Origin of the sequence: Nucisporomicrobium flavum (genome assembly GCF_016464385.1) — a bacterium.
Lineage (GTDB): Bacteria > Actinomycetota > Actinomycetes > Mycobacteriales > Micromonosporaceae > Actinoplanes > Actinoplanes flavus_A.
Map to the genome: position 1 here is coordinate 368,897 of NZ_JADMLH010000001.1, position 21,538 is coordinate 390,434.

At 72.5% G+C, this 21,538-nt stretch carries 21 protein-coding genes; 7 read left to right on the plus strand and 14 right to left on the minus strand.

Features of this window, described 5'->3' with window-relative positions:
- Nucleotide 1: 1 nt before the first annotated feature.
- Together IT780_RS01815 and IT780_RS01820 are read right to left on the minus strand one after the other, a co-directional pair.
- On the minus strand, nucleotides 2-1,405 hold the full coding sequence (locus IT780_RS01815) for a DUF4331 domain-containing protein (protein WP_199509570.1): 1,404 nt from the start codon (nucleotides 1,403-1,405) through the stop codon (nucleotides 2-4).
- A gap of 15 nt (nucleotides 1,406-1,420) precedes the next feature.
- Nucleotides 1,421-1,699 carry a hypothetical protein gene (locus IT780_RS01820; RefSeq protein ID WP_199509571.1) on the minus strand — a complete coding sequence of 93 codons (279 nt, stop codon included), beginning with the start codon at nucleotides 1,697-1,699 and terminating at the stop codon, nucleotides 1,421-1,423.
- Between the two features lie 173 nt (nucleotides 1,700-1,872).
- Between IT780_RS01820 and IT780_RS01825 the strand changes: the two genes are divergently transcribed.
- Nucleotides 1,873-2,328 (plus strand): SRPBCC family protein, encoded by a 456-nt coding sequence (locus IT780_RS01825; protein WP_199509572.1) that lies wholly within the window; start codon nucleotides 1,873-1,875, stop codon nucleotides 2,326-2,328.
- Here IT780_RS01825 and IT780_RS01830 read toward each other — a convergent pair.
- Nucleotides 2,288-2,935, minus strand: coding sequence for an MFS transporter (locus IT780_RS01830; protein ID WP_199509573.1), 648 nt, complete (start codon nucleotides 2,933-2,935; stop codon nucleotides 2,288-2,290). The genes IT780_RS01825 and IT780_RS01830 overlap by 41 nt on opposite strands.
- Nucleotides 2,936-2,973: 38 nt before the next feature.
- Here IT780_RS01830 and IT780_RS01835 point away from each other — a divergent pair, with 38 nt between their 5' ends.
- Entirely contained in the window at nucleotides 2,974-3,618 is a 645-nt protein-coding gene (locus tag IT780_RS01835) for a cysteine hydrolase family protein (protein ID WP_199509574.1), read from the plus strand.
- Here IT780_RS01835 and IT780_RS01840 read toward each other — a convergent pair.
- Nucleotides 3,590-4,672, minus strand: coding sequence for a M20 family metallopeptidase (locus IT780_RS01840; protein WP_199509575.1), 1,083 nt, complete (start codon nucleotides 4,670-4,672; stop codon nucleotides 3,590-3,592). The two genes, IT780_RS01835 and IT780_RS01840, sit on opposite strands and share 29 nt — an antisense overlap.
- 137 nt (nucleotides 4,673-4,809) lie before the next feature.
- On the opposite strand from IT780_RS01840, the gene IT780_RS01845 reads away from it, so the two are divergent.
- Entirely contained in the window at nucleotides 4,810-5,733 is a 924-nt protein-coding gene (locus IT780_RS01845) for a GNAT family N-acetyltransferase (RefSeq protein ID WP_199509576.1), read from the plus strand.
- On the opposite strand, the gene IT780_RS01850 is transcribed toward IT780_RS01845, so the two are convergent.
- Complete coding sequence (locus IT780_RS01850) at nucleotides 5,726-6,895, minus strand: LLM class flavin-dependent oxidoreductase (protein ID WP_199509577.1); 1,170 nt, start codon at nucleotides 6,893-6,895, stop codon at nucleotides 5,726-5,728. The two genes, IT780_RS01845 and IT780_RS01850, sit on opposite strands and share 8 nt — an antisense overlap.
- 46 nt (nucleotides 6,896-6,941) lie before the next feature.
- Between IT780_RS01850 and IT780_RS01855 the strand changes: the two genes are divergently transcribed.
- A complete protein-coding gene (locus tag IT780_RS01855) occupies nucleotides 6,942-7,895 on the plus strand; it encodes an aliphatic sulfonate ABC transporter substrate-binding protein (protein ID WP_199509578.1) in 954 nt (317 codons plus the stop codon).
- On the plus strand, nucleotides 7,892-8,716 hold the full coding sequence (locus tag IT780_RS01860) for an ABC transporter permease (RefSeq protein WP_199509579.1): 825 nt from the start codon (nucleotides 7,892-7,894) through the stop codon (nucleotides 8,714-8,716). The genes IT780_RS01855 and IT780_RS01860 overlap by 4 nt, the downstream gene beginning before the upstream one ends.
- A gap of 6 nt (nucleotides 8,717-8,722) precedes the next feature.
- On the opposite strand, the gene IT780_RS01865 is transcribed toward IT780_RS01860, so the two are convergent.
- Entirely contained in the window at nucleotides 8,723-9,178 is a 456-nt protein-coding gene (locus IT780_RS01865) for an SMI1/KNR4 family protein (protein ID WP_199509580.1), read from the minus strand.
- A gap of 75 nt (nucleotides 9,179-9,253) precedes the next feature.
- On the opposite strand from IT780_RS01865, the gene IT780_RS01870 reads away from it, so the two are divergent.
- Nucleotides 9,254-11,098, plus strand: coding sequence for a sensor histidine kinase (locus IT780_RS01870; RefSeq protein ID WP_199509581.1), 1,845 nt, complete (start codon nucleotides 9,254-9,256; stop codon nucleotides 11,096-11,098).
- Between the two features lie 54 nt (nucleotides 11,099-11,152).
- Nucleotides 11,153-12,301, plus strand: a complete 1,149-nt coding sequence (gene solA, locus IT780_RS01875) for an N-methyl-L-tryptophan oxidase (protein WP_199509582.1) — start codon at nucleotides 11,153-11,155, stop codon at nucleotides 12,299-12,301.
- A gap of 347 nt (nucleotides 12,302-12,648) precedes the next feature.
- Here the strand turns inward: solA and IT780_RS01880 are convergent, their stop codons facing one another.
- From IT780_RS01880 to IT780_RS01915, 8 genes are all read right to left on the minus strand, one after another.
- Entirely contained in the window at nucleotides 12,649-13,956 is a 1,308-nt protein-coding gene (locus tag IT780_RS01880) for a GDSL-type esterase/lipase family protein (protein ID WP_199509583.1), read from the minus strand.
- Between the two features lie 140 nt (nucleotides 13,957-14,096).
- Nucleotides 14,097-14,483 carry a hypothetical protein gene (locus IT780_RS01885; protein ID WP_199509584.1) on the minus strand — a complete coding sequence of 129 codons (387 nt, stop codon included), beginning with the start codon at nucleotides 14,481-14,483 and terminating at the stop codon, nucleotides 14,097-14,099.
- A gap of 16 nt (nucleotides 14,484-14,499) precedes the next feature.
- Nucleotides 14,500-15,273: a S1 family peptidase gene (locus tag IT780_RS01890; RefSeq protein ID WP_307830996.1), complete on the minus strand. Its 774-nt coding sequence runs from the start codon at nucleotides 15,271-15,273 to the stop codon at nucleotides 14,500-14,502.
- A 62-nt stretch (nucleotides 15,274-15,335) separates the two neighbouring features.
- Nucleotides 15,336-16,100 carry a dihydrodipicolinate synthase family protein gene (locus tag IT780_RS01895; protein WP_199509585.1) on the minus strand — a complete coding sequence of 255 codons (765 nt, stop codon included), beginning with the start codon at nucleotides 16,098-16,100 and terminating at the stop codon, nucleotides 15,336-15,338.
- Nucleotides 16,097-18,343, minus strand: a complete 2,247-nt coding sequence (gene yicI, locus IT780_RS01900) for an alpha-xylosidase (RefSeq protein ID WP_199509586.1) — start codon at nucleotides 18,341-18,343, stop codon at nucleotides 16,097-16,099. Before yicI ends, IT780_RS01895 begins: the two co-directional genes overlap by 4 nt.
- A gap of 9 nt (nucleotides 18,344-18,352) precedes the next feature.
- Nucleotides 18,353-19,243, minus strand: coding sequence for a carbohydrate ABC transporter permease (locus tag IT780_RS01905; protein WP_199509587.1), 891 nt, complete (start codon nucleotides 19,241-19,243; stop codon nucleotides 18,353-18,355).
- Nucleotides 19,240-20,148 (minus strand): carbohydrate ABC transporter permease, encoded by a 909-nt coding sequence (locus tag IT780_RS01910; protein ID WP_199509588.1) that lies wholly within the window; start codon nucleotides 20,146-20,148, stop codon nucleotides 19,240-19,242. The genes IT780_RS01905 and IT780_RS01910 overlap by 4 nt, the downstream gene beginning before the upstream one ends.
- Complete coding sequence (locus IT780_RS01915; RefSeq protein WP_199509589.1) at nucleotides 20,145-21,452, minus strand: extracellular solute-binding protein; 1,308 nt, start codon at nucleotides 21,450-21,452, stop codon at nucleotides 20,145-20,147. The genes IT780_RS01910 and IT780_RS01915 overlap by 4 nt, the downstream gene beginning before the upstream one ends.
- Between the last annotated feature and the right edge of the window lie 86 nt (nucleotides 21,453-21,538).

Sequence of the window (21,538 nt, forward strand, 5' to 3'; positions counted from 1 at the left end):
ATCAGTCCTTGCCCGAGGGGGTGTTGAAGCCGTCGAACGGCACGCCGAGGTACGGGAACTTCTTGAGCAGCTTCGAGCTGACGTCCTTGGCGCTCAGGCCCTGCTCGACCTGCGCCGCGGCGGCGTCGGGCTTGAACTTCTCGTCGACCAGCGGCACCGTGACGCCGGCGATGGCCCGCAGCGAGATGGACACGACGTCGTCGGCGGGACGCCGCCCGTTCGGGAAGCCGGCCAGGTCGCCGCCGAGGAGCCCGAACGCGTTCTCGTCCTTGGCCGGCGGCACCGCGGTGTTCAGCCGCAGCATGTCGGCCTGGGTGTCGCCGGTGTTGTTCTGGAACTCGTCGATGAGCCCGTCGGGGATGCCGGTGAGCAGGATCGCCACCAGGTCCGCGCGCGCGGTGCCCGCCTTGTTGAGCTCCGCCAGGTTGTCGAACACCCCCGGGTAGAGCACCGGGAGCAGCTGGCCCAGCTCGGGCTTCTCGACGAACTCGGCGAACCGCTTGTCCTCGCTGGGCGGCAGGCTGTTCCACAGGTCCTTCTGCGCCATCGGCACGATGACCTCGTTGAACAGCGGGTTACCGAGCCGCGAGACCTGAACCTGCGGGCCGACGTACACGTCGTCGTTGTTCTTGGCGCCGTGCCGGACCTGCACCTGGCGGCGGCTCGCCGACGTCCACACGCCGACGACGGCGCCCGGGTCGCGGCCGCGTACCTTCTTCTTGCCGTCCTTGCGCACCATGTGCAGCGGCAGCTGGACGGCGATGGAGTGCACGTTCGTCTTGTCGGTGGCGTTGACCGCCTTGCCGGCGTAGTTGAACAGCTTCTGCCCGACGAGGTGCTTGTCCTGGAACGGGCGCAGCGTGCCTAGGTCGAAGATCGCGCCGAGGTCGACGAAGAACGGGTCGGCCCGCTGCCCGGCGAAGACCTTCTCGCCGGTCTTGAGCTTGTGCACCGCGTCCTCGGCGAGCTTGTCGTAGTCGGGGATCGACAGCGGCCCGACGTTGCACGGCGGGCAGGGCAGCTTCTCGGCGAGCACGGTGTGCTTGCCGCTGGCGTCCACCCGGGTCACCGAATAGAACTGCCGCCGGTTCCAGTTCTCGCTGTCCAGCGATTCGATGGGACCGGTGTTGTACAGGAACGTCTTGTCGTTGCGCAGTTCGGTACGGAAACGGAACTGGTACGTCAGATCCGGCCGGCCGTCACCGTTCTTGTCGACGTGGATCTCGTACAGCACGTCGTCGCCGAACTCGAAGAAGTTGGGGCCGCTCGCCGGCAGCTGCAGCGGCACGTAGTTCGCGATCAGCGTGACCGTGTCCGGGTGGTCCGGGCTGACGAAGGCGTACAGGTCGGAACTGTCTGCCACCGGGTCCTTGCTGATCTCCGGGGCTTCGCGGTGCGAGGACATGGTTTGCCTTTCCGGTCAGCGCTTGACGGCTTTGAGCAGCTTCTTCGCCAGGTCGGCGTCGGTGATCGTGACCTTCCTGCCACCGGTGAAGAGGTCGAAGGTGCCCTTCTTCGCGTCGCGCAGCGACAGCACCAGCGGCTCCGAGTCGCCGGCTCCGGAGCCCTTCTCACCGGCGAGGCTCAGCCCCGCCACGCCGGCCACGGAGGCGCCGACGCCCGCGGTGGCGGCGATCGCGAGAACCCGGCGGCGCGACAGGCGGGAAACCGCCCGCGTGCCGTAGTGGACACGACTCATGCTCGGCCTTTCGTCATGCGCCCGGAGGCGCGCGAATCGTTCTCGGTTCCCGGACAGCCATCAGTACGAAGCGATCTCCGTGGCGGTTCAAAGCTTTTTTCCAGGAAAGGTTCCGCACAGGTTCGGTTCGTCCCGTCGCGGGCCCTTCGCCGCGCGCGTGCGACGATGCATCGGTGCCGACCGACCAGTTCAGCCACGCGTTCACCGTGGCCGCCCCCGCCGACAGGATCTACGCGCACCTGAGCGCCCCGGAGAGCTACGTGGGGCTGTCCCCGCTGGTGGTGGCCGTCCGCGACGTCCGGCGCGAGGGCGACGCGGTGTCGTACGTGGCGGTGGAGCGGTTCAAGCTCGGCCCGCTGCACTGGGACAACCCGATCCGGGTGCGGATGACCTTCCCGGAGCCGGGGCGCCGGCTGGTCAGCGACGTCCGCAGCCCGGGCTGGGTCCGGCTGATCGCCACTGTGGACCTCACCGCCGAGGGCGACGGTACGCGGGTGACCGAGTCGGTCTCCGTCACGTACCCGTGGATCCTGCGGTCCTTCGTGGTCGGTCAGGCACGGTCCGTGCAGCGGGCGCGCGCCGCCGAGCTCACCCGCCGGATGGAGGCCGCACCGAGCCCGGCCGGCTGAACCGGTCGGCACCCCGGCCGCGGCGGCGGATCGTGGAGGCGGCCGCCGCGAAGGTCTCCCCGGCGAGCGCGAGGGCGACGACCGCCAGCCCGAGCGCCATCGCCGCGGACGGGCCGGCCCGGCGCAGCACGGCGGGCGCCACCGTGGACACCGCGGCGACCGCGATGCTGAAGACCAGGAAGACGGCGCCGCTGCCGCCCGCGGTGACGCCGAGGGCCTCCTGGAGGAACAGGGTGCCCACCACGGCGGCCCCGCCCGTGGTGGCGGTCAGCACGGACGCGACCGCCACCCCCGCCCCCGCGAGGGTCCACCAGCCGAGCGCCCGGCCGCGGCCCGGGCCGTCGGGCACGGCGATGACCCGCCGCCCGGCGAGGTCCGCGGCGCGCCCGCCGAGCACGAGCAGCGAGCCGAAGACCAGCGCGTAGACCGCGGCGGCCCAGGACAGCGCCGGCGCACCGAGGCCCAGATCGCGCTGGATGGCGGCCAGGGCCACGATCAGCAGCGTGACGCCCACGACGTCCACGAACTGGACGAAGCAGGCGACGGCGACGACGGCACGGGCGCGGGCGGCCATGCGGGTGCCGTACCCGATCGGCGAGCCGCTCATGCTGGCCCGGCGGCCCGTGGATGGCGCAGGATCGGGTCATGTCCGTCGATCCGCACCTCGCGCCGCACTGGGCCGGCAGCGCCCTCGTGACCATCGACATGCAGCGGGACTTCCTGTCCGAGAGCCCGTACGGCCTCGCCGGCACCACCGAGATCGTCCCGGCCCTGCGCGAGCTCGTCGACGCGTTCCGGGCCGCCCGCCGCCCGGTGGTGCACATCGTGCGGCTCTACGCCGGCGAGGACGTGGACCTGGTCCGGCGCTCGCTGATCGGCGGCGGCGCGGACATGGTCCGTCCCGGCAGCAAGGGGCGGCTGCTCGCGCCGGGCCTGCTGATCGGCGACGGCCCCGGCCTCGACGACGACCTGCTCCTCGGCGGGGCGCCGCAACCGCTCGGCCCGCACGAGTACGCACTCTTCAAGCCGCGCTGGGGCGCCTTCTACCGGACCCCGCTGGACGATCTGCTGCGCGGGTGGGGCGTCGACACCGTCGTGTTCGCCGGCTGCAACCTGCCCAACTGCCCGCGGGCGAGCATCGTCCAGGCCAGCGAGCGCGACTACCGGGTGGTGCTGGCCACCGACGCCATCTCGCAGGCCTCGGAGCAGGGCTTCCGCGAGGTGGCCGGGCTGGGCGTCGTGCTGCTGGACGTCGCGACGATCACCGCACGGCTCGAAGGAACGCGTTGAGCGCCGCCCGGTACGGCTCCACCGTGGCCAGGTCGGCGTACTCGTCGGGGCCGTGCTGGCCGTCGCCACCCGGTCCGAAGATGACGGCGTCGATGCCGCGCGCGGAGTAGAAGCGCCCGTCCGCGGCACCGTGCTTGCGCAGCAGGTCGCCCGGATAGCCCGCGTCGCGCGCCGCGGCCTGCAGCGCCAGCACCTCGGAGCTGCCGGGTTCCGCGTGGTGCGGGGCGCCCAGGCTGTCGACGCTCACCTCGACGCCGGCGAGCTCGCGCAAGTGGGCCGCGATGTCCGCGACGTCCCGGCCGGCGAGGCTCGCGTCGCCCGGCGGGAAGCGGATGTCCAGCCAGGCCGTGGCGTCGGCCGGGACCTGGTTGACGGCCCGGTTGCCGGTCTCGACCCGGGCCACGGTGACCGTGGTCGCCCACGCCTCGGCGGCGGGCACGGGATAGCGGTCCAGCACGCGGCCGAGGGCGGCGGTCAGGCGCAGCACGGCGTTGTCGCCGAGCCACGGGTACGCGGCGTGCGCGGCCGTCCCGGTGGCGTGCAGGCGTACCTGGAGGATGCCCTTGGACTCGGTGACGACGCGCAGCCGGCTCTGCTCGCCGATCACCACGAAACCGGCCGTGACGCCCTGGTCGAGCTGGTGGCCGGTGCCGTCGTACCCGCCGACCTCCTCGTCGGTCACCAACTGCAGGCCCAGGGGGTACGGCACCTCGCGCGCGAGCGTGCGGAACACGTCGGCCATCACGAGCGCCGCGACCTTCATGTCCTGGGCGCCGCGGCCGTACAGCCGCCCGTCGCGTACCACCGGCCGGAACTGCTCCTCGGGCGCGGGGACGACGTCGAGGTGCGCGTTGAGCATCACCCGGAACGCGGGGCGGGTGCCCGCGGCGTACAGCAGCGCGCTCGGTTTGCCCCCGGAGCTGAACCGCTCGACCGTGAAGCCGGGACCGACGCGATCGACGACGAGGTCGAGGGCTTCGCGGAGGCGCTCGGGACGGTCGGCGGTGGACGGGATCGCGACGAGGCGTACGGCGGCGTCCAGCAGGTCCTCCATGCGGTCCGACGCTACCGGCAGCGGTAATCCGGTTGCCCGGCGCACGGCCTGCGGATAGACATGCGGGCGACTCGACACGGAAAGGAGGGCTGAGCCATGTCCCGCATGTTCAACGCCTTTTCGGAAGAGAGAACACCGTGCCGCTTCACCTGCGCCCGCTGACCGGGCGCGCCGAGATCGATCTGTTCAACCGGCTGCCGTACGTGCTCAACCGCGAGATCGCCAAGGATCTCGATGACGGCCTCCGCCACCTGCCGTGGCTCTGGATCGCTCTGGACTCGGGGCGGCTCGTGGCCCGCGCCGGGTTCTGGGCACCGCCGGGCCAGGCCGTACCCATGTTCCTGGACGTCTTCGACGTGGCACCCGGCCACCTCGACGACGGCGTCCGCCTGCTCACCGAGGCCCTCGCCCACGTGCCGCGCCCGGAGGAGTACACCCGGTTCGTGCCGCCCGGGTGGCGCGACGACCCGGACACGCGGCGCGAGGTCGAGGACCGGATCGCCGCGCTGGAACGCACCGGCGCGAAGCTGTTCGTCGAGCGTCTGCGCCTGCAGTGGCAGCCCGGGACGCCGGTTCCGGCGCCGTCCGGGCGGCTGGCCTTCCGCCCGGTCACCGGCCCGGACGAGCTGATCGCGCTGATGACCGAGGTCCTGGACGGCACCCTCGACGCCCACAGCCGGGCCGACCTGACCCGGATGACCGCCGCCGAGGCCGCACGCAAGCAGTACGACGAGGAGCTGTCCCGCTACTCCACTCCGCGGGAGTGGTGGCGGATCGGCTGCCTGCCGGACGGGCGGCCCGCCGGGTTCGTCATCCCCGCGCACAACGGGTACAACCCGATCATCGCGTACATCGGGGTGGTGCCGGGGCAGCGCGGGAACGGGTACATCGACGAGATCCTCGCGGAGGGCACCCGGGTGCTGGCCGCCGAGGGCGTACCCCGGATCCGGGCCGCCACCGACCTCGGCAACGTCCCGATGGCCCGGGCGTTCGCCCGGGCCGGGTACGAGGTGATCGAGCGCCAGCTCGACATGGTCTGGCCCGGCACACGCCTCAGCTAGGCGCGGCCGCGGGTGCCGGTCGCTCGATCGGCACCCCGGCGAACGGGATGCTCGCCTGCTGGGCGCTGCCGCCGGCCGGGTGCCGCCAGAGCCCCCGCCGGGCGAGCTCGGGCAGCACCCCCTCGCCGAACCAGTACGCCTCCTCCAGGTGCGGGTAGCCGGAGAGGATGAACTCGGTGATGCCGAGGGCGGCGTACTCCTCGATGCGGTCGGCGATCTCGGTGTGGCTGCCGACCAGGGCGGTGCCCGCGCCGCCGCGGACGAGGCCGATGCCGGCCCACAGGTTCGGCGCCACGACGAGCCCGTCGCGGGAGCCACCGTGCAGGTCGAGCATGCGGCGCTGCCCCTCGGACTCGCTGCGGCGCAGCCCGGCCTGCACGGCCTCGATGTCGGCGGGTGACACGTGGCGCAGCAGCCGTTCCGCCTCGGCCCAGGCCGCCTCGGCGGTGTCCCGGGCGATGACGTGCAGCCGGATGCCGAAGCGCAGCCCGGGGTTGAGCCCCCGGATCCAGTCGAGCTTCCGCGCGACCTGCGCCGGGGGTTCGCCCCAGGTCAGGTAGACGTCGCTGTGCGCGGCGGCGACCGGGCCGGCGGCCGCCGAGGAGCCGCCGAAGTAGATCTCCGGCGCCGGGTCCGGTACGCGACTGAGCCGGGCGCCCTCCACGCGCAGGTGCTCGCCGTGGTGGTCGACGGTCTCCCCGCGCCACAGGGCCCGCACGATGCTCAGGAACTCGTCCGTCCGCGCGTACCGGGCGTCCTTGCCGAGGAAGTCGCCGTACGCCCGCTGCTCGCCCGACTCCCCGCCGGTGACCACGTTGAGCAGCAGCCGGTTGCCGGAGAGCCGCTGGAAGGTCGACGCCATCTGCGCGGCGAGCGTGGGCGACACCAGCCCGGGCCGGAACGCGACGAGGAACTTGAGCCGCTCGGTGACCTCGGTGAGCATCGCCGTGCTGAGCCAGGCGTCCTCGCACCACGCGCCGGTGGGGGTGAGCGCGCCGGCGAAGCCGAGCTGCTCGGCGCTGCGGGCGATCTGCCCGAGGTAGGCGATGGTCAGCGGGCGCACGCCGCCGGCGGCGCCGACGGGCACGCCGTGACCGCCACCGACGATGTCGCGGCTGTCGCCGTTGGTCGGCAGGAACCAGTGGAAGTCCAGGGAAGCCATGACCGCACCCTACCCATATATCCTATCGGTTAGATAGAGTGCGGCCATGCATCGACGTGACGTGATCTTCGGCGGGCTCGCGGTGGCCGCGTCCGCGGTCCTGGCCGGCTGCGGCGACGACTCGGCCGCCGGCTCCGGCGGTTCCGGCGACTCCGGGTTGCGCATCGGCTACCAGCGCTTCGGCGGGCTCAGCCTGGTCAAGGCCCGCTCCGCGTACGCCGGCGCGACCTGGTCGCTGTTCGAGAGCGGGCCGGCCCTCACCGAGGCGCTCAAGGCCGGCGCCATCGACCTCGGCCAGACCGGCGAGGCGCCACCCATCTTCGCCGCGGCCGCGAAGATCCCCTTCGTCATCGCGGGCACCAGCGCGCCCGTGCCCAGGGGCGAGGCCGTGCTCGTGAAGAAGGCCCGCGGCTTCAAGACCTTCGCCGACCTGCGCGGGCGCACGGTCGCGCTCAACAAGGGCTCCAACGTGCACTGGCTGCTGGTCCGGCTGCTCGAGGCCAACGGGATGACGCTGTCGGACCTCACCGTGAAGTACCTGAAGCCCGCCGAGGGGCGGCCCGCGTTCGACAACGACCAGGTCGACGCGTGGATCATTTGGGACCCGTACTTCGCTCTCGCCGAGCAGCCCGGCGTCCAGGTGCTCGCCGACGCGACCGGGCTCGCCAACAACCGCGAGTACATCCTCGTCTCCCCCGACGCCGCCGGGAAGAAGACTGAGCAGGTGAAGGCGTTCCTGCAGGCGTACCGCACCACCACGGACTGGGGCATCGCCAACGCGGCCGAACGGGCCCGCATCCTGGCGCCCGAGCTGAAGATCGACGAGCCGGTGACGGCCCGGGCCCTCGCCCGCAGCGCGCAGCCGCTCGCGGCCCTCACCCCGGCTGTCGGCGACGAGCTGCAGGCGATCGCCGACGGCTTCACCAAGCTCGGGCTCATCCCCGGCAGCGTCGACATGAAGGCCCGCATCGACAGCCGCTTCTCTGCGGACCTGCAGTGACCGCGCTCGCCACGCCGCCGGCGGTCACCGCCGCTCCCGCGCCCGCCACCACCCGCCGCCGGCCGCGGCTGCGCTGGCAACGGGCCGTCAGCCCGGTCGTCATCCTGCTCGCCTGGGAGGCGCTGTCGCGCGGCGGCGTCCTCTCGCCGGACAAGCTGCCGGCGCCGAGCACCGTGTTGCGCACCGGCTGGCGGCTCACCGCCGACGGCACGCTCGGGGCCCACCTCGCGGACTCGCTCACCCGGGCCGCGGCCGGGCTGCTCATCGGCGGCGTGCTCGCGCTCGCGCTCGGCACGGCCGCCGGGCTGCTGCGCCTCGGCGACGACGTCATCGACCCGCCGGTGCAGATGGCCCGCATGCTGCCGCACCTGGCACTGGTGCCGCTGCTGATCATCTGGGTCGGCATCGGCGAGTCCATGAAGATCAGCCTGGTCGCGCTGGGCGTGTTCTTCCCGCTCTACTTCAACGTGTACGCCGGCATCCGCGACATCGACGAGCGGCTGGTGGAGGCGGCCCGCACCTACGGGCTGGGCCCCTGGGCCCGGCTGCGGCACGTGGTTCTGCCCGGCGCCCTGCCCTCGCTCTTCCTGGGCCTGCGGCTGGCGATCGGCGCGGCCTGGCTGAGCCTCGTGGTCGGCGAGCAGACCAACACCCAGAACGGCATCGGCTTCCTCATGATGGAGGCCCGCGAGTTCAGCCAGACCGACGTCGTGGTGCTGGGCCTGTTCGTGTACGCGGCCCTGGGACTGCTGTCCGACCTGCTCCTGCGCGCGCTGGAGAGCAGGGCCCTGCAATGGCGGCGCGGCCTGCGAGCGCGGTGACGCCGCTCAGCGGGAGCCGTCGTACCAGGTGTCGCCCTCGGCGATCAGGATGCGGGTGAGGTAGTCGGCGAGGTTCGTGGCCACCGGGCGGCGCTCGTCGGTCTCGTGCTCCCAGACCAGCACCGCGCCCGCGGGATCCCCGGCCCGGTACGCGAACTGGTCGCCGCCGCCGTTGTCACCGAAGAACAGGAGGTCGTCGAAGGGCGCGTACAGGTCCTTGAAGTCCGGGAACGTGCGGAACTCGAGGTTGTCCCGGACGATGCGCTCGACCGGCCACACGACGTCGAGACCGCTCTCGCCGCGTACCCCGTCCGTCTCGCGCAGCAGCCCGGCGAGGTCCTCGGGAAAGGTCTGGCCGAGCCGCTCCTGCGCGGCCGCGATCGCCCACTCCCCCGCGCCCTCGGCGACCTCCGCCGTGGGCAGCACCGCCAGGACGATGTCGCGCCAGAACACAGCCAGCATGCGAGCATCCTACGAGAGCCGGGAACACCTGGATTCGTCCGCAAGATGCCGGTTGGTACCGGTAGGGTCGTGGCGATGAACCGGCGGTCGTGGATGAGGCGTCCCGGCCGGTGGTCCGGACGGATCCTGGCCCTGGTCGTCGTGCTGGGCGTGGCCGGTACGGCCATGGCCGCCGTCGCGCTGCGCCGCGCCGACGACGACCGGCGCGAGCGGGCGCTGAGCCAGCAGACCTTCATCGTCACGCAGGCCGTGCAGGCCGAGATGCGCCGCTACAGCACCTCGCTCACCGACCTCTCGGCCGCCATCGGCGCCCAGTCCCAGCTCGAGGCGGCCGAGTTCACCGCGATCACCGCCCCGGTCGACCGGCAGCGGCTGCCCGGCGTCACCGGCGTCGTGTACGTCGTCCCCGCCACGACCGCGCAGATCCCGCAGGTGCAGCGGTACTGGCGCGACCGCGGCACGACGGACCTGGTGCTGCAGCCCACCGACCCGGACGCGGCCGAACACTTCTTCGTCGTCCTCGACCGCGCCACCGAGCCGACGACCGGCCCCGCGATCGGCCGCGACGCCGCCGGCTCCCCCGAGGCGCTCGAGGTGCTCCGCCGCTCGCGGGACAGCCACCGCATCGCGACCAGCCGCACGTACCGGCTGCTGCGCGACGAGGATGTGCCCGCCAACCTGCAGCAGCTGTCCTTCACGCTGGCCGCGCCGGTGTACTCGACCTCACCGGCGGCCCGCGACCTCGGCCGCTTCCGCGGCTGGCTGCTCATGGCGCTGCGCGCCAAGGACTTCCTCCATCAGGCGATCAGCGGCACCGTCCGCGACACGGTCGCCGTCACGCTCTCCGACGCCGGCGACGGGGTGCTGAAACCGGTAGCGAGCTGGACACCCGCCGCGGCCGTCGACCGAGACCTGCCGCCCCGCGCCGTCACGGTCGCGGTGCCGCAACGTACCTGGGCACTGACGGTCACCCCGACCCGCCGGCTGCTGCCGGACACCGACCTGCACCGCGACCTGATCGCGTGGATCGTCGGCCTGGTCATCACCGGGCTGCTCGCCGCGCTGACCGGCACGGTGATCACCGCCCGCAACCGGGCGCTGCGCCGCGTCGACGAGGCCACCGCCGCGCTGCGCGACGACATCGCCCGGCGGGAGGCCGTCGAGCAGCAGCTGCGCCGCCGGGAGAGCGAGCTGGTCGGCTTCGCCGGGGTGGTCGCGCACGACCTGCGCAGCCCGCTGTCGCGCATCACCGGGTACGCGGACTTCCTGCGCGAGGAGGCCGCCGGGCGCCTGGACCCGGTGCACCGCGACTTCCTCGAGCGCCTGTACGCCGGCGCCCAGCGCATGCAGTCGCTCATCGACGACCTGCTCGACTACGCGATGGCCGACAACCGGCTCCTCACCAGCGCGCAGGTGGACCTCGGCCGCCTGGTCGACGACATCGTGCGGGAACGCGTCACCGGGCTCGGTGACCGGCCCGCCGCGGTCACGGTGGAGCCGCTGCCGACCGTCGCCGGCGACCCGGTCCTGCTGCGCCAGGTGCTGGACAACCTCATCGGCAACGCGCTCAAGTACACCCCGTACGGTCACGACCCGTCGGTGGAGGTCACCTGCCGGCCGGACGGCACCGGCTGGCGCATCGAGGTCGCCGACCACGGCATCGGGATCCCGCCGGAGCAGCGCGAGACCGTCTTCACCGCATTCACCCGCGCCGGCGGCAGCGAGGGCTACCCGGGCACGGGCCTGGGCCTGGCCATCGTGCACCGCATCGTCGAGCGCCACGGCGGCCGGGTCGGCGTCGACGGCAACGACGGCGGTGGCAGCCGGTTCTGGTTCACGCTGCCCGGGGAGCCGGCGCCGGCCGAGCCGTCCGGCGCCGGGCTGACCGCGCAACCGGAGAAATCCGCGCCAACGCATTGACCGACTCCGATGGAGCCGGAATGCTGGTCATCTCCGGCAGCAGGGAGGACCCTCGTGGCGGGCTACGACGTGATCGTCGCGGGGCTCGGCGGGATGGGCAGCGCGGCGGCGTACCACCTGGCCGCCCGGGGGCAGCGGGTGCTGGGCCTGGAACGCTTCGGCGTCGCCCACGACCGGGGCGCCAGCCACGGCGGCTCCCGCCTGACCCGGCAGTCGTACTTCGAGAGCCCCGAGTACGTGCCGCTGCTGCTGCGGGCGTACGAGCTGTGGGAGGCCCTGGCCCGCGACTCCGGCCGCGACGTGATCCGGCTGACCGGCGGCGTCATGGTGGGCCGCCCGGACAGCCGTACGGTGGCCGGCAGCCGCCGCAGCGCCGAGCAGTGGGGCCTCGAGCACGAGATGCTCGACGCGGCCGAGCTGCGCCGGCGGTTCCCGGCGATGAACCCCCGCGACGACGAGGTGGCGCTGTACGAGTCCCGCGCCGGCTTCGTCCGCCCCGAGCTGACCGTCGCCGCGCACCTCGACCTGGCCGCCCGGCACGGCGCCGAGCTGCACTTCCATGAGCCCGTGACCCGCTGGGAACCGACCGCGGACGGCGGCGTGCGGGTCGACACCGAGGCGGGCACGTACACCGCGGGCCGGCTCGTCGTGACCCCCGGCCCGTGGGCGCCGCAGCTGCTCGCCGGCCTCGGGCTGCCCATCGTCATCGAACGTCAGGTCCTCTACTGGTTCCAGCCCGCGGGCGGCGTGGAACCGTTCCTGCCGGACCGCTTCGGCGTCTACATCTGGGAGGACCGGCACGGCAGCCAGGTGTACGGCTTCCCCGCCATCGACGGCCCGGCCGGCGGCGCGAAGATCGCCTTCTTCCGGCGTGGCGTCCCCACCACCCCGGAGACGGTCGACCGCGACGTCCACCCCGACGAGATCGCCACGATGGCCGCCCGGGCCCGCCTCCACCTGCCGGACCTGCCGGGCTCGCTGGTGAGCGCCACAACGTGCCTCTACAGCACCACCCCGGACGAGCACTTCGTCATCGCCGCGCACCCGGGCTGCGCGGCGGTGACGGTGGCGTGCGGCTTCTCGGGGCACGGCTTCAAGTTCGTCCCCGTCGTGGGTGAGATCCTCGCGGACCTCGCCATGGACGGCACGACGCGGCACCCGATCGGCCTCTTCGACCCCGCCCGGTTCGCGGGAGCCGCCTGACCGGGGTCGCGCTCACCGCCCCGGCCGCCGAGGGAACGGCTCGTCCGGAGCCGTCGGTGGCACGAGCCAGGCGTCGTCCGCCGATGCCCCTTTGTCGCGGAGCCAGGCGAACGTCTCCTCACTGAGACGCCGGGCGACGTCGCCCTGATCGGCGCGAGGTCGTCGGCCGCCTCCAGGTAGGTCCTTTCCCGGGTGGCCCGGGCCGACTGGCTCTCCTGCCGGCGCACCTGCCAGAACACGCCACCGATCGCGACGCCGGCGCCGAGGAAGGCCGCGACCGCGGACCCGATGAACTCGATCCAGCTGTAGTCGTCCCCCCCCAGAACGGCATGGTCACCCCACCCGGGTCACCGGCCCGCCGGCACGCCCAGCGCCGCCAGGGGGATAGACGCGCCGAGCAGGGCGTCGCCGGCCGCGTTCGGGTGGTAGCAGTCGGCGCGCAGGTCGGGGATCATCTGCGTCGGGTTCGCCGGGTCGCGCAGCACCGCGTCGAAGTCGACCACCGCGTCGAAGGCCGCGCCCGAACGGATCCAGGCGTTGACCGTGAGCCGGTTCTGCTCGCCGGCGCTCCCGGCGGCCAGGCACATGGGCAGGACCGTCGCCCCGACGAGGCGCAGACCGCGGGCGTGCACCCGGTCCGCGATGCCGCGCATGGCGTCGATGACCTGCTGGGCCGGGGCGGGCGGGGCGTTCTGGCCGCCGCCGAGGTCGTTGGTGCCCTCGAGCAGGAAGACCGTGCGGACCCCGGGTACGGACAGCACGTCGCGCTCGAGCCGTTGCGGGGCCGGCGGGCCGCAGCACTGGCCGGTGGGGTCGTACGGGTTGGGCTGCACGCTCACCGTGTTGCCGGAGATCCCGGCGTTGGCGACGGCGAGGCGCTGCGCGGGCGGTACGGCCAGCATCCGGTCGGCGAGCACATCGGTCCAGCGCTGCCCGGGCGGACCGACCGCCTGGTAGCCGTCCGTGATGGAGTCGCCGAGCGCCACCACCGAGCCGCGCGCCGCCGGCCGGTCGCCGGTGACCAGGTCCAGCCACCAGATCTGGCCCGGGTGGTATCCGGTGGCGCTGCTCGCGGTGCTGCCCGGGATGACCGGCGCGGACGGGAACGAGGCGTTCGACTCGTCGGCGGCCGTGTCCCCGCCGGTGCCGATGTACGAGGCCGGCGGGTCGTACGCGAACGGCGGGAACGTGTGGTCGTCGATCGGGCTGCCGGGGGCGTACAGGCTGACGGCGACGTCCTGACCGGCCTCCACGCCGATCGGCACGGCGTCGCTGACCACCTCGCCGCCGGGCGGGATGGAGACGGTCACCGCGCCGTGGAAGCGGAGCCGGTGGTTGGAGCCGGGCACCAGCGTCGCCACGCCGGGCGCGACCGTACGCCCCAGCCAGGCGTTGCGGACCACGACCGGCGCCGCGCCGAACGGGTTGCCGAGGCGTACCCGGATCCCCCAGCCGCCGGTGGAGACGCGGGCGATCTGCCGCACGGTGGCGTCGGGGGCGACGCCGTGCACCCCTTGCAGCGAGGACTCCCAGAGCGCCACGGCTCCCGCGGCCGCCGGGCGTCCGGAGGCGGCGGCGGACTGCGGCACTGCCGGGGCGAGGGCGGCGAGCACCGCGACGGCCGCGCCGGCGACGAACGATCGGATCCGGGACACGGCGACCACCTCGGCTCGGGTGCGACAGCGGACGGCACCGAGCCTATGCCACCACGGCAGTGACAACGATCGATGTCGACGGTCGCTTCCGGCGGATCATGCGGGACGCGGCGAATCGGAACGCGGGCCCCGGGCCGGCTTCAGGAAGCGGGCCGCCGGGACGCGAACCGGGCGGCGCGGACGCGCGACCCCATCTCGCGCAGCAGCCGGCTGTCGGCCTCCGACTCCTCGAGGGCCCGCCGCGCGACCTCGGACGCCTTCCGGTTGATCTCCTCTGCGGCGTCCCGGGCGGTCTGCCACGCGGCCTCCGCCTGGTCGGCCGCGGCCACGAGGCTCAGGTCCCCGGGTGCCGCGCGGCGCGCCTCGCGCAGCTCCGACAGGTGCAGCCAGGCTTGTGTCTCCGCCCGGTGCGCGGCGCGCTGGTCGGCCAGGGCCTCCGAGGTGGCGCAGTCGCGGGCGACGGCCCGCAGCGCGATCTCGGCTCGCATCCTCTCGTACCGGGCCAGGAGCCGGTCGTCGTCGGACATCCCAGCAAGCTAGCAGTCAGCCGCGGTTCTCGAGGACCGTGCGGTAGACCCAGTCGGCGATGTTGTCGACGCGCGCGCTGCTCTCCACCTGCGTGTGGGGGCAACTGGGCCCGTTGCTGACCACCGACACCAGCGCCGGACCGCCGCGGCGGTCCTCCAGGAAGAACGGGCCGCCCGAGTCGTACGGGCACGGCGTCGTCGACGCCTCGGGCGCGTATCCGGTGAGGCCCGTGACCGATCCGGTGAGCGAGACGACCGTCATCTGCCCGGTGCGCAGGTGCGTCACCGGGGCCGGATTCGTGCTGGTGGTGGAGCCGTAGCCGGTGACCCGGACGATGTCGCCGATCTCGGGGGCGCGGGTGGCCACCCGCAGCGGGCGGACGTCGTACACCGCGGCTTCGAGCTCCGCGAGGGACACGTCGGCCGTGGGCGACTGGCGGACCGCGACGACCGTCAGCTCGTGGCCGCCCGGACCGGTCAGGTCGGTGCGCCCGACGGTGGCCGTGGTGAGGTCGGCGACCGGGTATTCGACGCGGACGTTGTTCGCGTCGCGGAAGCAGTGCCCGGCGGTGATCACCCAGCGGGGCGCGATGAGCGCGCCGGAGCAGGCGCTGTTGCGTTTGCCGCCGCTCGCCGTCGGGATGCCGGTCATCGTCAGCTTGACGGAGAACCTGTACGTGCCGTCGGGGACCTCCTCGCCGTTGGCGATGGCGTGCGCCGGGCCGGCCGCGGTCAGCGAGACGACGGCGGCGGCCACCGGGACGAGCAGGAGGGCGAGGAAGCGTCGCACGGCCGGACCTCCGGATCGGGTTGCGGGCACCACCGCCGACCATAGGGGACGGTGGCGCCGCCTCAGCCGATCCGTCGGATGGGCGACGTACCGAAGCGGGCCGCCACGGCCGCTTTGAGGCCACCAGGGCCGGCCTTCGCCTCCCGCTCGGCGCGCATCACCCGGTGCTGCGCGGCGGCGTCGCGGTCCCAGGCCGCCAGGCAGTCCTCGGGCACGAGATTGGCCGCCGCGACGATGGCCCCGGAGGCCCCGAGCCAGCTCGCGTACCCGAGCAGCGCGGACGCTCCGACGTGGACCGAGCCGTCCCAGCCCAGCGCGAGCTGGTGACCGAGCCGGGCGGGGTCGCCGCTGGAGTCCTTGATCCCGGCGACCGGCAGGCCGGGGAGCGCGTCGACCGGCACCGCCCCGCCCGCCTTGCCCGGGTAGTGGTACGCCAGCACCGGCACGTCCCCGGCGGCCTCGGCGACCCGCGCGTAGTACCCGGCGAGGTCGCCGCCGAGCCGTGGCGGCGCGACGAGCAGCGCATCCGCGCCCGCCTTCACGGCCGCCCTGGTGCGCGCCGCCGCCTGTCCGTGCCACTCCCCCGACGCGCCCGCGATCAGCGGCACGCCCGGGCAGGCGTCACGGACCGCGGCGACCAGCTCCACGCGTTCGTCGTCGGTGAGCGCGGCGGCCTCGGCGGTGCTGCCGTTGACCAGCACGCCGCGGATCCCGGCCGCGACGAGCCGTGCGGCGTGCGCGGCGGTCGCGGCGGGGTCGATGCTCCCGTCGGCGTGGAACAGGGTGATCAGCGCGACCGCGGGCCCGCGCCAGAGCGGCTCCGTCATGCCTCCCACACTAGGCCGGTGTCGCCGGCGGCCGCCTCGATCGCGGGTGCCGTGCCGACCTGCAGCCGCCAGGGCAGCGCGTCGCCGTCCCGCTCGGCGCGGACCGTCCCGCCGGAGACGGTGACGGTGAAGGTGGTCGGCGCCGGGCCGGGCACGGTGACCATACGGACGCCGTCGCGCGGCTCGAACACCCGCAGCGTCACGCCGTCGCGGAAGTCGTAGTCGGGCCGGTCCTCGCGGGCGCCCACGGCGATGACCGCACCGGGGCGCACCAGCAGCGGCACGCTCGCGAAGCCGTGGGTCTCGCGGACCCAGCCGGGGCCCTCGACGGTCTCGCCGGTCAGGTAGTTCGTCCAGCGCCCGGCGGGCACGTAGTAGGTGGTGTCGCCCTCGGCGCTGAACACCGGGGCGACGAGCAGGTCGTCGCCGAGCAGGTACTGCCGGTCGAGGTGGGTCGCCGCCGGGTCGTCCGGGAAACCGAGCACCATCGGCCGCATCACCGGCAGGCCCTCCTCGTGCGCCCGGACGGCCGCGCCGAACAGGTACGGCATCAGCCGGTGCTTGAGCCGCGTGAAGTCCCGCAGCACGTCGACGGCCTCGTCGTCGAAGAGCCACGGCACCCGGTACGTCTGGTTGCCGTGCAGCCGGCTGTGCGAGGAGAGCAGCCCGAACGGGATCCAGCGCTTGAACACGGCCGGGTCGGGCAGCCCCTCGAACCCGCCGATGTCGTGGCTCCAGAAGCCGAACCCGGACGCCGACAGCGACAGCCCGCCGCGCAGGCTCTCCGCCATCGACTCGAACGTGGACGAGTTGTCGCCGCCCCAGTGCACCGGGAACTGCTGGCCGCCGACCGTGGCGGAGCGGGCGTACACGACGGCCTCGCCCTCGCCGCGGTGCTCGCGCAGCACGTCGAAGACGGTCTTGTTGTAGAGCTGCGTGTAGTAGTTGTGCATGCGTTCGGGGTCGGAGCCGTCGTGCCAGACGACGTCGGTGGGGATGCGCTCGCCGAAGTCCGACTTGAACGCGTCGACGCCCATCTCGAGCAGCGCCTTGAGCTTGGCGGCGTACCAGGCGGCGGCCTCGGGGTTGGTGAAGTCGACCAGGGCCATGCCGGCCTGCCAGCGGTCCCACTGCCACACGTCGCCGTCCGGCTTGCGGACGAGGTAGCCCTTGGCCATGCCCTCGGCGAACAGCGACGAGCGCTGCGCGATGTACGGGTTGATCCACACGCAGGTCCGCAGCCCGCGGTCGGAGAGGCGCTTGAGCATGCCCGGCGGGTCGGGGAAGATCCGCGCGTCCCACTCGAAGTCGCACCAGCTGAACTCGCGCATCCAGAACGTGTCGAAGTGGAACACGCTCAGCGGCAGGTCCCGTTCTGCCATCCCGTCGACGAAGCTCGTCACCGTCTCCTCGTCGTAGCTGGTGGTGAACGAGGTGGTCAGCCACAGCCCGAAGGACCACGCCGGCGGCAGCGCGGGCCGCCCGGTGAGCGCGGTGTACTTGCGCAGCACGTCGGCCGGGGTGGGCCCGTAGATGACCAGGTACGACAGCGACTGGCCGGCGACGCTGAACTGGCTGCGCGACACCACCTCCGAGCCGACCTCGAAGGAGACCCGGCCGGGGTGGTCGACGAGCACGCCGTACCCGCGGTTCGTGAGGTAGAACGGGACGTTCTTGTACGCCTGCTCGCTGCTGGTGCCGCCGTCCTCGTTCCAGATGTCGACGACCTGGCCGTTCTTGACCAGCGGGCCGAAGCGTTCGCCGAGCCCGTACACGGCCTCGCCGACGCCGAGGTCGAGCTGTTCGTGCACGTAGTGCCCGCCGTCGGCGGTGTCGACGACGCCCATGCCCTTCCAGCCGGAGCCGGTGAGCCGCCGCCCCTCGGCGAGGAAGTCGAGTCCCCAGGAGTCCCCGTCACGGAAGCGGGCGGTCAGCGCGCCGGCCGTGATCGAGGTGTCGGCGACCACCGGCACGTACGAGGGGTCCGCGGCGATCTCGAACCGCGGCAGGCGCGGGCGCTCGCCGAGGAAGTGGCTCAGCGTCACGCGGATGACATCGGGTGCCGGGGCGGTGCAGGTGACGGTGATGATGGGCGCGTCGAGGGTGTCGCCGCGGCCCTGGACCCGCTTCGCGGTGGCGTACGCGGTCAGCGACGTCGCGGCGGGCGCGGTGTCCTGCAGCTGGACGGGGTGCAGGACGGTGAGGCCGTCGCGCTTGCGCCAGTAGCCGTCGGTGAACTTCATGGGCGTCCTTTACTTGATGGCGCCGGCGGTGATGCCGCGGGTCAGGGTGCGCTGGAAGATCAGGAAGAAGAGCATCGCGGGCAGGATGCCGACCAGGGCCGAGGCGCTGGTGGTGGTGGCGTCCATCAGCCGGTCGCCCTGCAGCACGCCCAGGGCCACCGGGACGGTCTGGTTCTCGTTGGAGACCAGGAAGATCAGCGGCAGGAAGAACTCGTTCCACGTCCAGATGAAGAAGAACGTGAACAGCACGGCGAGGGTGGGGCGGCTGACCGGGACGACGACGCGCCACAGGGTGCGCCACTTGCCCGCACCGTCGACCGCGGCGGCGTCGAGCAGCTCGGTGGGAAATTCCGCGTACACCGAGGACAGCAGGTAGGTGCCGAACGCGCTCTGGATGACCGTGAAGATGATGACGATCGAGGTCAGGCTGTCGTAGAGGTGCAGGTCCTTGGACAGGTAGTACAGCGGGTACGCCAGCACCTCCTGCGGCAGCACGTTCGCGACGAGGAAGAAGACCAGGAACCAGATCCGGCCCTTCACCCGGCCGATGCCCAATGCGTACGCGTTGAGCACCGACAGCAGCACCGCGAGCACGGCGACGGCGAGGCTGGTCACGAAGCTGTTGAGCAGCTTGCGGGTGAAGTCGACGCGCTCCCAGAAGTCGGCGATGCCCTGGAACGACAGGCGTTCGGGGATCGACAGCGGGCCGTTGCTCGCGTAGTCCGCCGGGGTCTTCACCGCGTTGATCGCGACGACCAGCATGGGTGCGACCACGAGCAGGACCAGCACCAGCAGGACGGCCAGCACGACCCAGCGCGCCGGGCGCCGCCGTTTCACCGGGCGCAGCGGCTCGGCCCCTTCGGTACGGTCCTGCCGGGCGGGTGCGCTGAGGACGGTCATCGGGTGCCTCCCCGCTCGGCGCGGTTCTGCAGGCGCAGGAAGACGAACGCGAGCACGATGATGATCACGGTGAGCACGGTCGAGATGGCCGAGCCGTACCCGACCTGGGCGGTCTGGAAGAAGCTCTTGTACGCGAAGTACGACGGCACCAGCGTGGCGTTGCTGGGCCCGCCCCGGGTCAGCACGAAGATCTGCCCGAAGATCTTGAGCGCGGCGATCGTGGTGGTGACCAGCACGACGTAGAACTCCGGCCGGATCAGGTAAACGGTGATCCGGCGGAAGCGCTGCCACCACGTGGCGCCGTCGAGGTCGGCGGCCTCGTACAGCTCGGGGTCGATGCGCTGCAGGCCGGACATGAACATCACGACCGGGTAGCCCAGCTGGAACCAGACCATCACCGCCATGACGCTGAGCAGCGCGTACTTCGGGTCGCCCAGCCAGTTGCGGGCCAGCGACCCGAGCCCGGCCGAGTCGAGGATGCGGTTGAGCGCGCCGTAGCTGGGGTGCAGGATCCAGCCCCAGACGATGCCCGTCACCGCGACCGGCAGCACCTGCGGCAGGTAGAAGCCGGAGCGGAACACGCTCGCCCAGCGGTTGCCGAAGACCTTGGCGACGTAGTCGAACAGCACCGCCGCCAGCAGCAGCCCGACCAGCGTCGGGATCACCGCCATCGCCACGATCAGCAGCAGGATGTGGCCGAACGACGCCCAGAAGTTCGCGTCGTGGAGCAGCCTCGTGTAGTTGTCCAGTCCGGTCCACTGCGGCGTGCCGATGCCGGTCCACCGGGTGAAGCTGATGCCGACGGTCATGACCAGCGGCACGACGATGACCGCGAGGGAGGCGAGCACCCCCGGGATCAGGAACAGCCCGTAGCCGGATCCCCGGCCTCCCCCGCGCCCGCTCATTTGCCCAGATCGGCGAGGTTGTCGTTGTACGGCTTCGCGATCTCGTCGAGCATCTGCTGCGGTGTCTTCGAGCCGTTGATCAGGCCCTGGACCCCGCCGACGAGCACGTCGTAGTACCCGGGTGCCGGCCAGTCGGGGTAGAACGCCAGCCCGTCGGCCTTCGACACGGCGTCGAACCCGGCGATCAGCTCCTTGTTCTTGGCGTCGGTGATCTGCGCGGGGTCCGCCGCGACCGGGACGCCGCCGTTGTTGCCGAGCAGGTTCTGCACCTCGGGCTTCATGGTGATGTCGATGAAGTCGTACGCGAGGGACTTGGCCTTGCTCTTGGCCGGCACGACCCAGAGGTTGCCGCTGGAGCCGGGGTGCAGGTTGTTGCCGGGGAACAGGAACGTGCCCCACTGGTAGTTCTTGATCTCCTCGGCGAAGCGGCCGTACCACCAGCTGCCGGAGATCAGCATCGGGAACTTGCCCTGCTCGAACGCGACGCCCATGTCCTCGGCCTTGATGCCGGCGGAGTTCTTGGCGATGTAGCCCTTGGACACCCAGTCGGCGAAGGTCTGCGCGCCGTACGTCAGCTCGGGCCCGTGGAAGTCGACCTTGCTCTTGTAGAGCTGGTAGTTGTCCACGAAGCCGCGGTTCGCCTTGGAGAGCGCGAGCTCGTAGAAGATCTGCTGCGCGGGGTACTCGGCGCCGCCGACGGACAGCGGGGTGACGCCGGCCTTGACGAACGTGTCCATCGCCGCGGTGAACTGGTCGAGCGTGGTCGGTACGGCGAGGTTGTGCTTCTTGAACAGGTCCTTGTTGTAGTAGACCATCACGTACTCGCCGTAGTTCGGCACGCCGTACCAGTTGCCGCTGCCCATGATGCCCTGGGCGTCGTAGCGGGCGGTGGTCTGCAGGCTGGGGCTGAGCTGCTTGTCCCAGCCGTGCTTGGTGACCTGCTCGGTGAGGTCGGTGAGCAGGCCCTGCTTGGACAGCAGGCCGGCGGTGGCGTTGCCCTTGTTGTACTCGAGGATGTCGGGGGCGCTGTCGGAGTTGAGGATCATCCCGGCGTTCTGCTGGATCTGTTCGAAGCCCTTCTGCTCGAACTTCACCTCCACGCCGGGGTGGGCGGCCTTGAACAGCTCGATGGCCTTGGTCCAGGCCACGCCCATCGCGCTGGTCGGGCCCTCGTAGTGCCAGAGGGTCAGGGTCTTGGCGTCGGCGCCCTCGTCGCCGGAGCCGGAGTCGCTGCAGGCGGTGAGGCCGAGCGATGCGAGCAGCAGCAGTGCACCGGCGGCGAGGCCGAGTCGTGGTCGTGTCATGTGCCGTTCCCTCCCAGGGGGTGGCGTCCGGAGGCTCCGTCGAAGCGCGTCGGCAAACCGGCCGGCGGAGCGCAGCGACCAAGGGG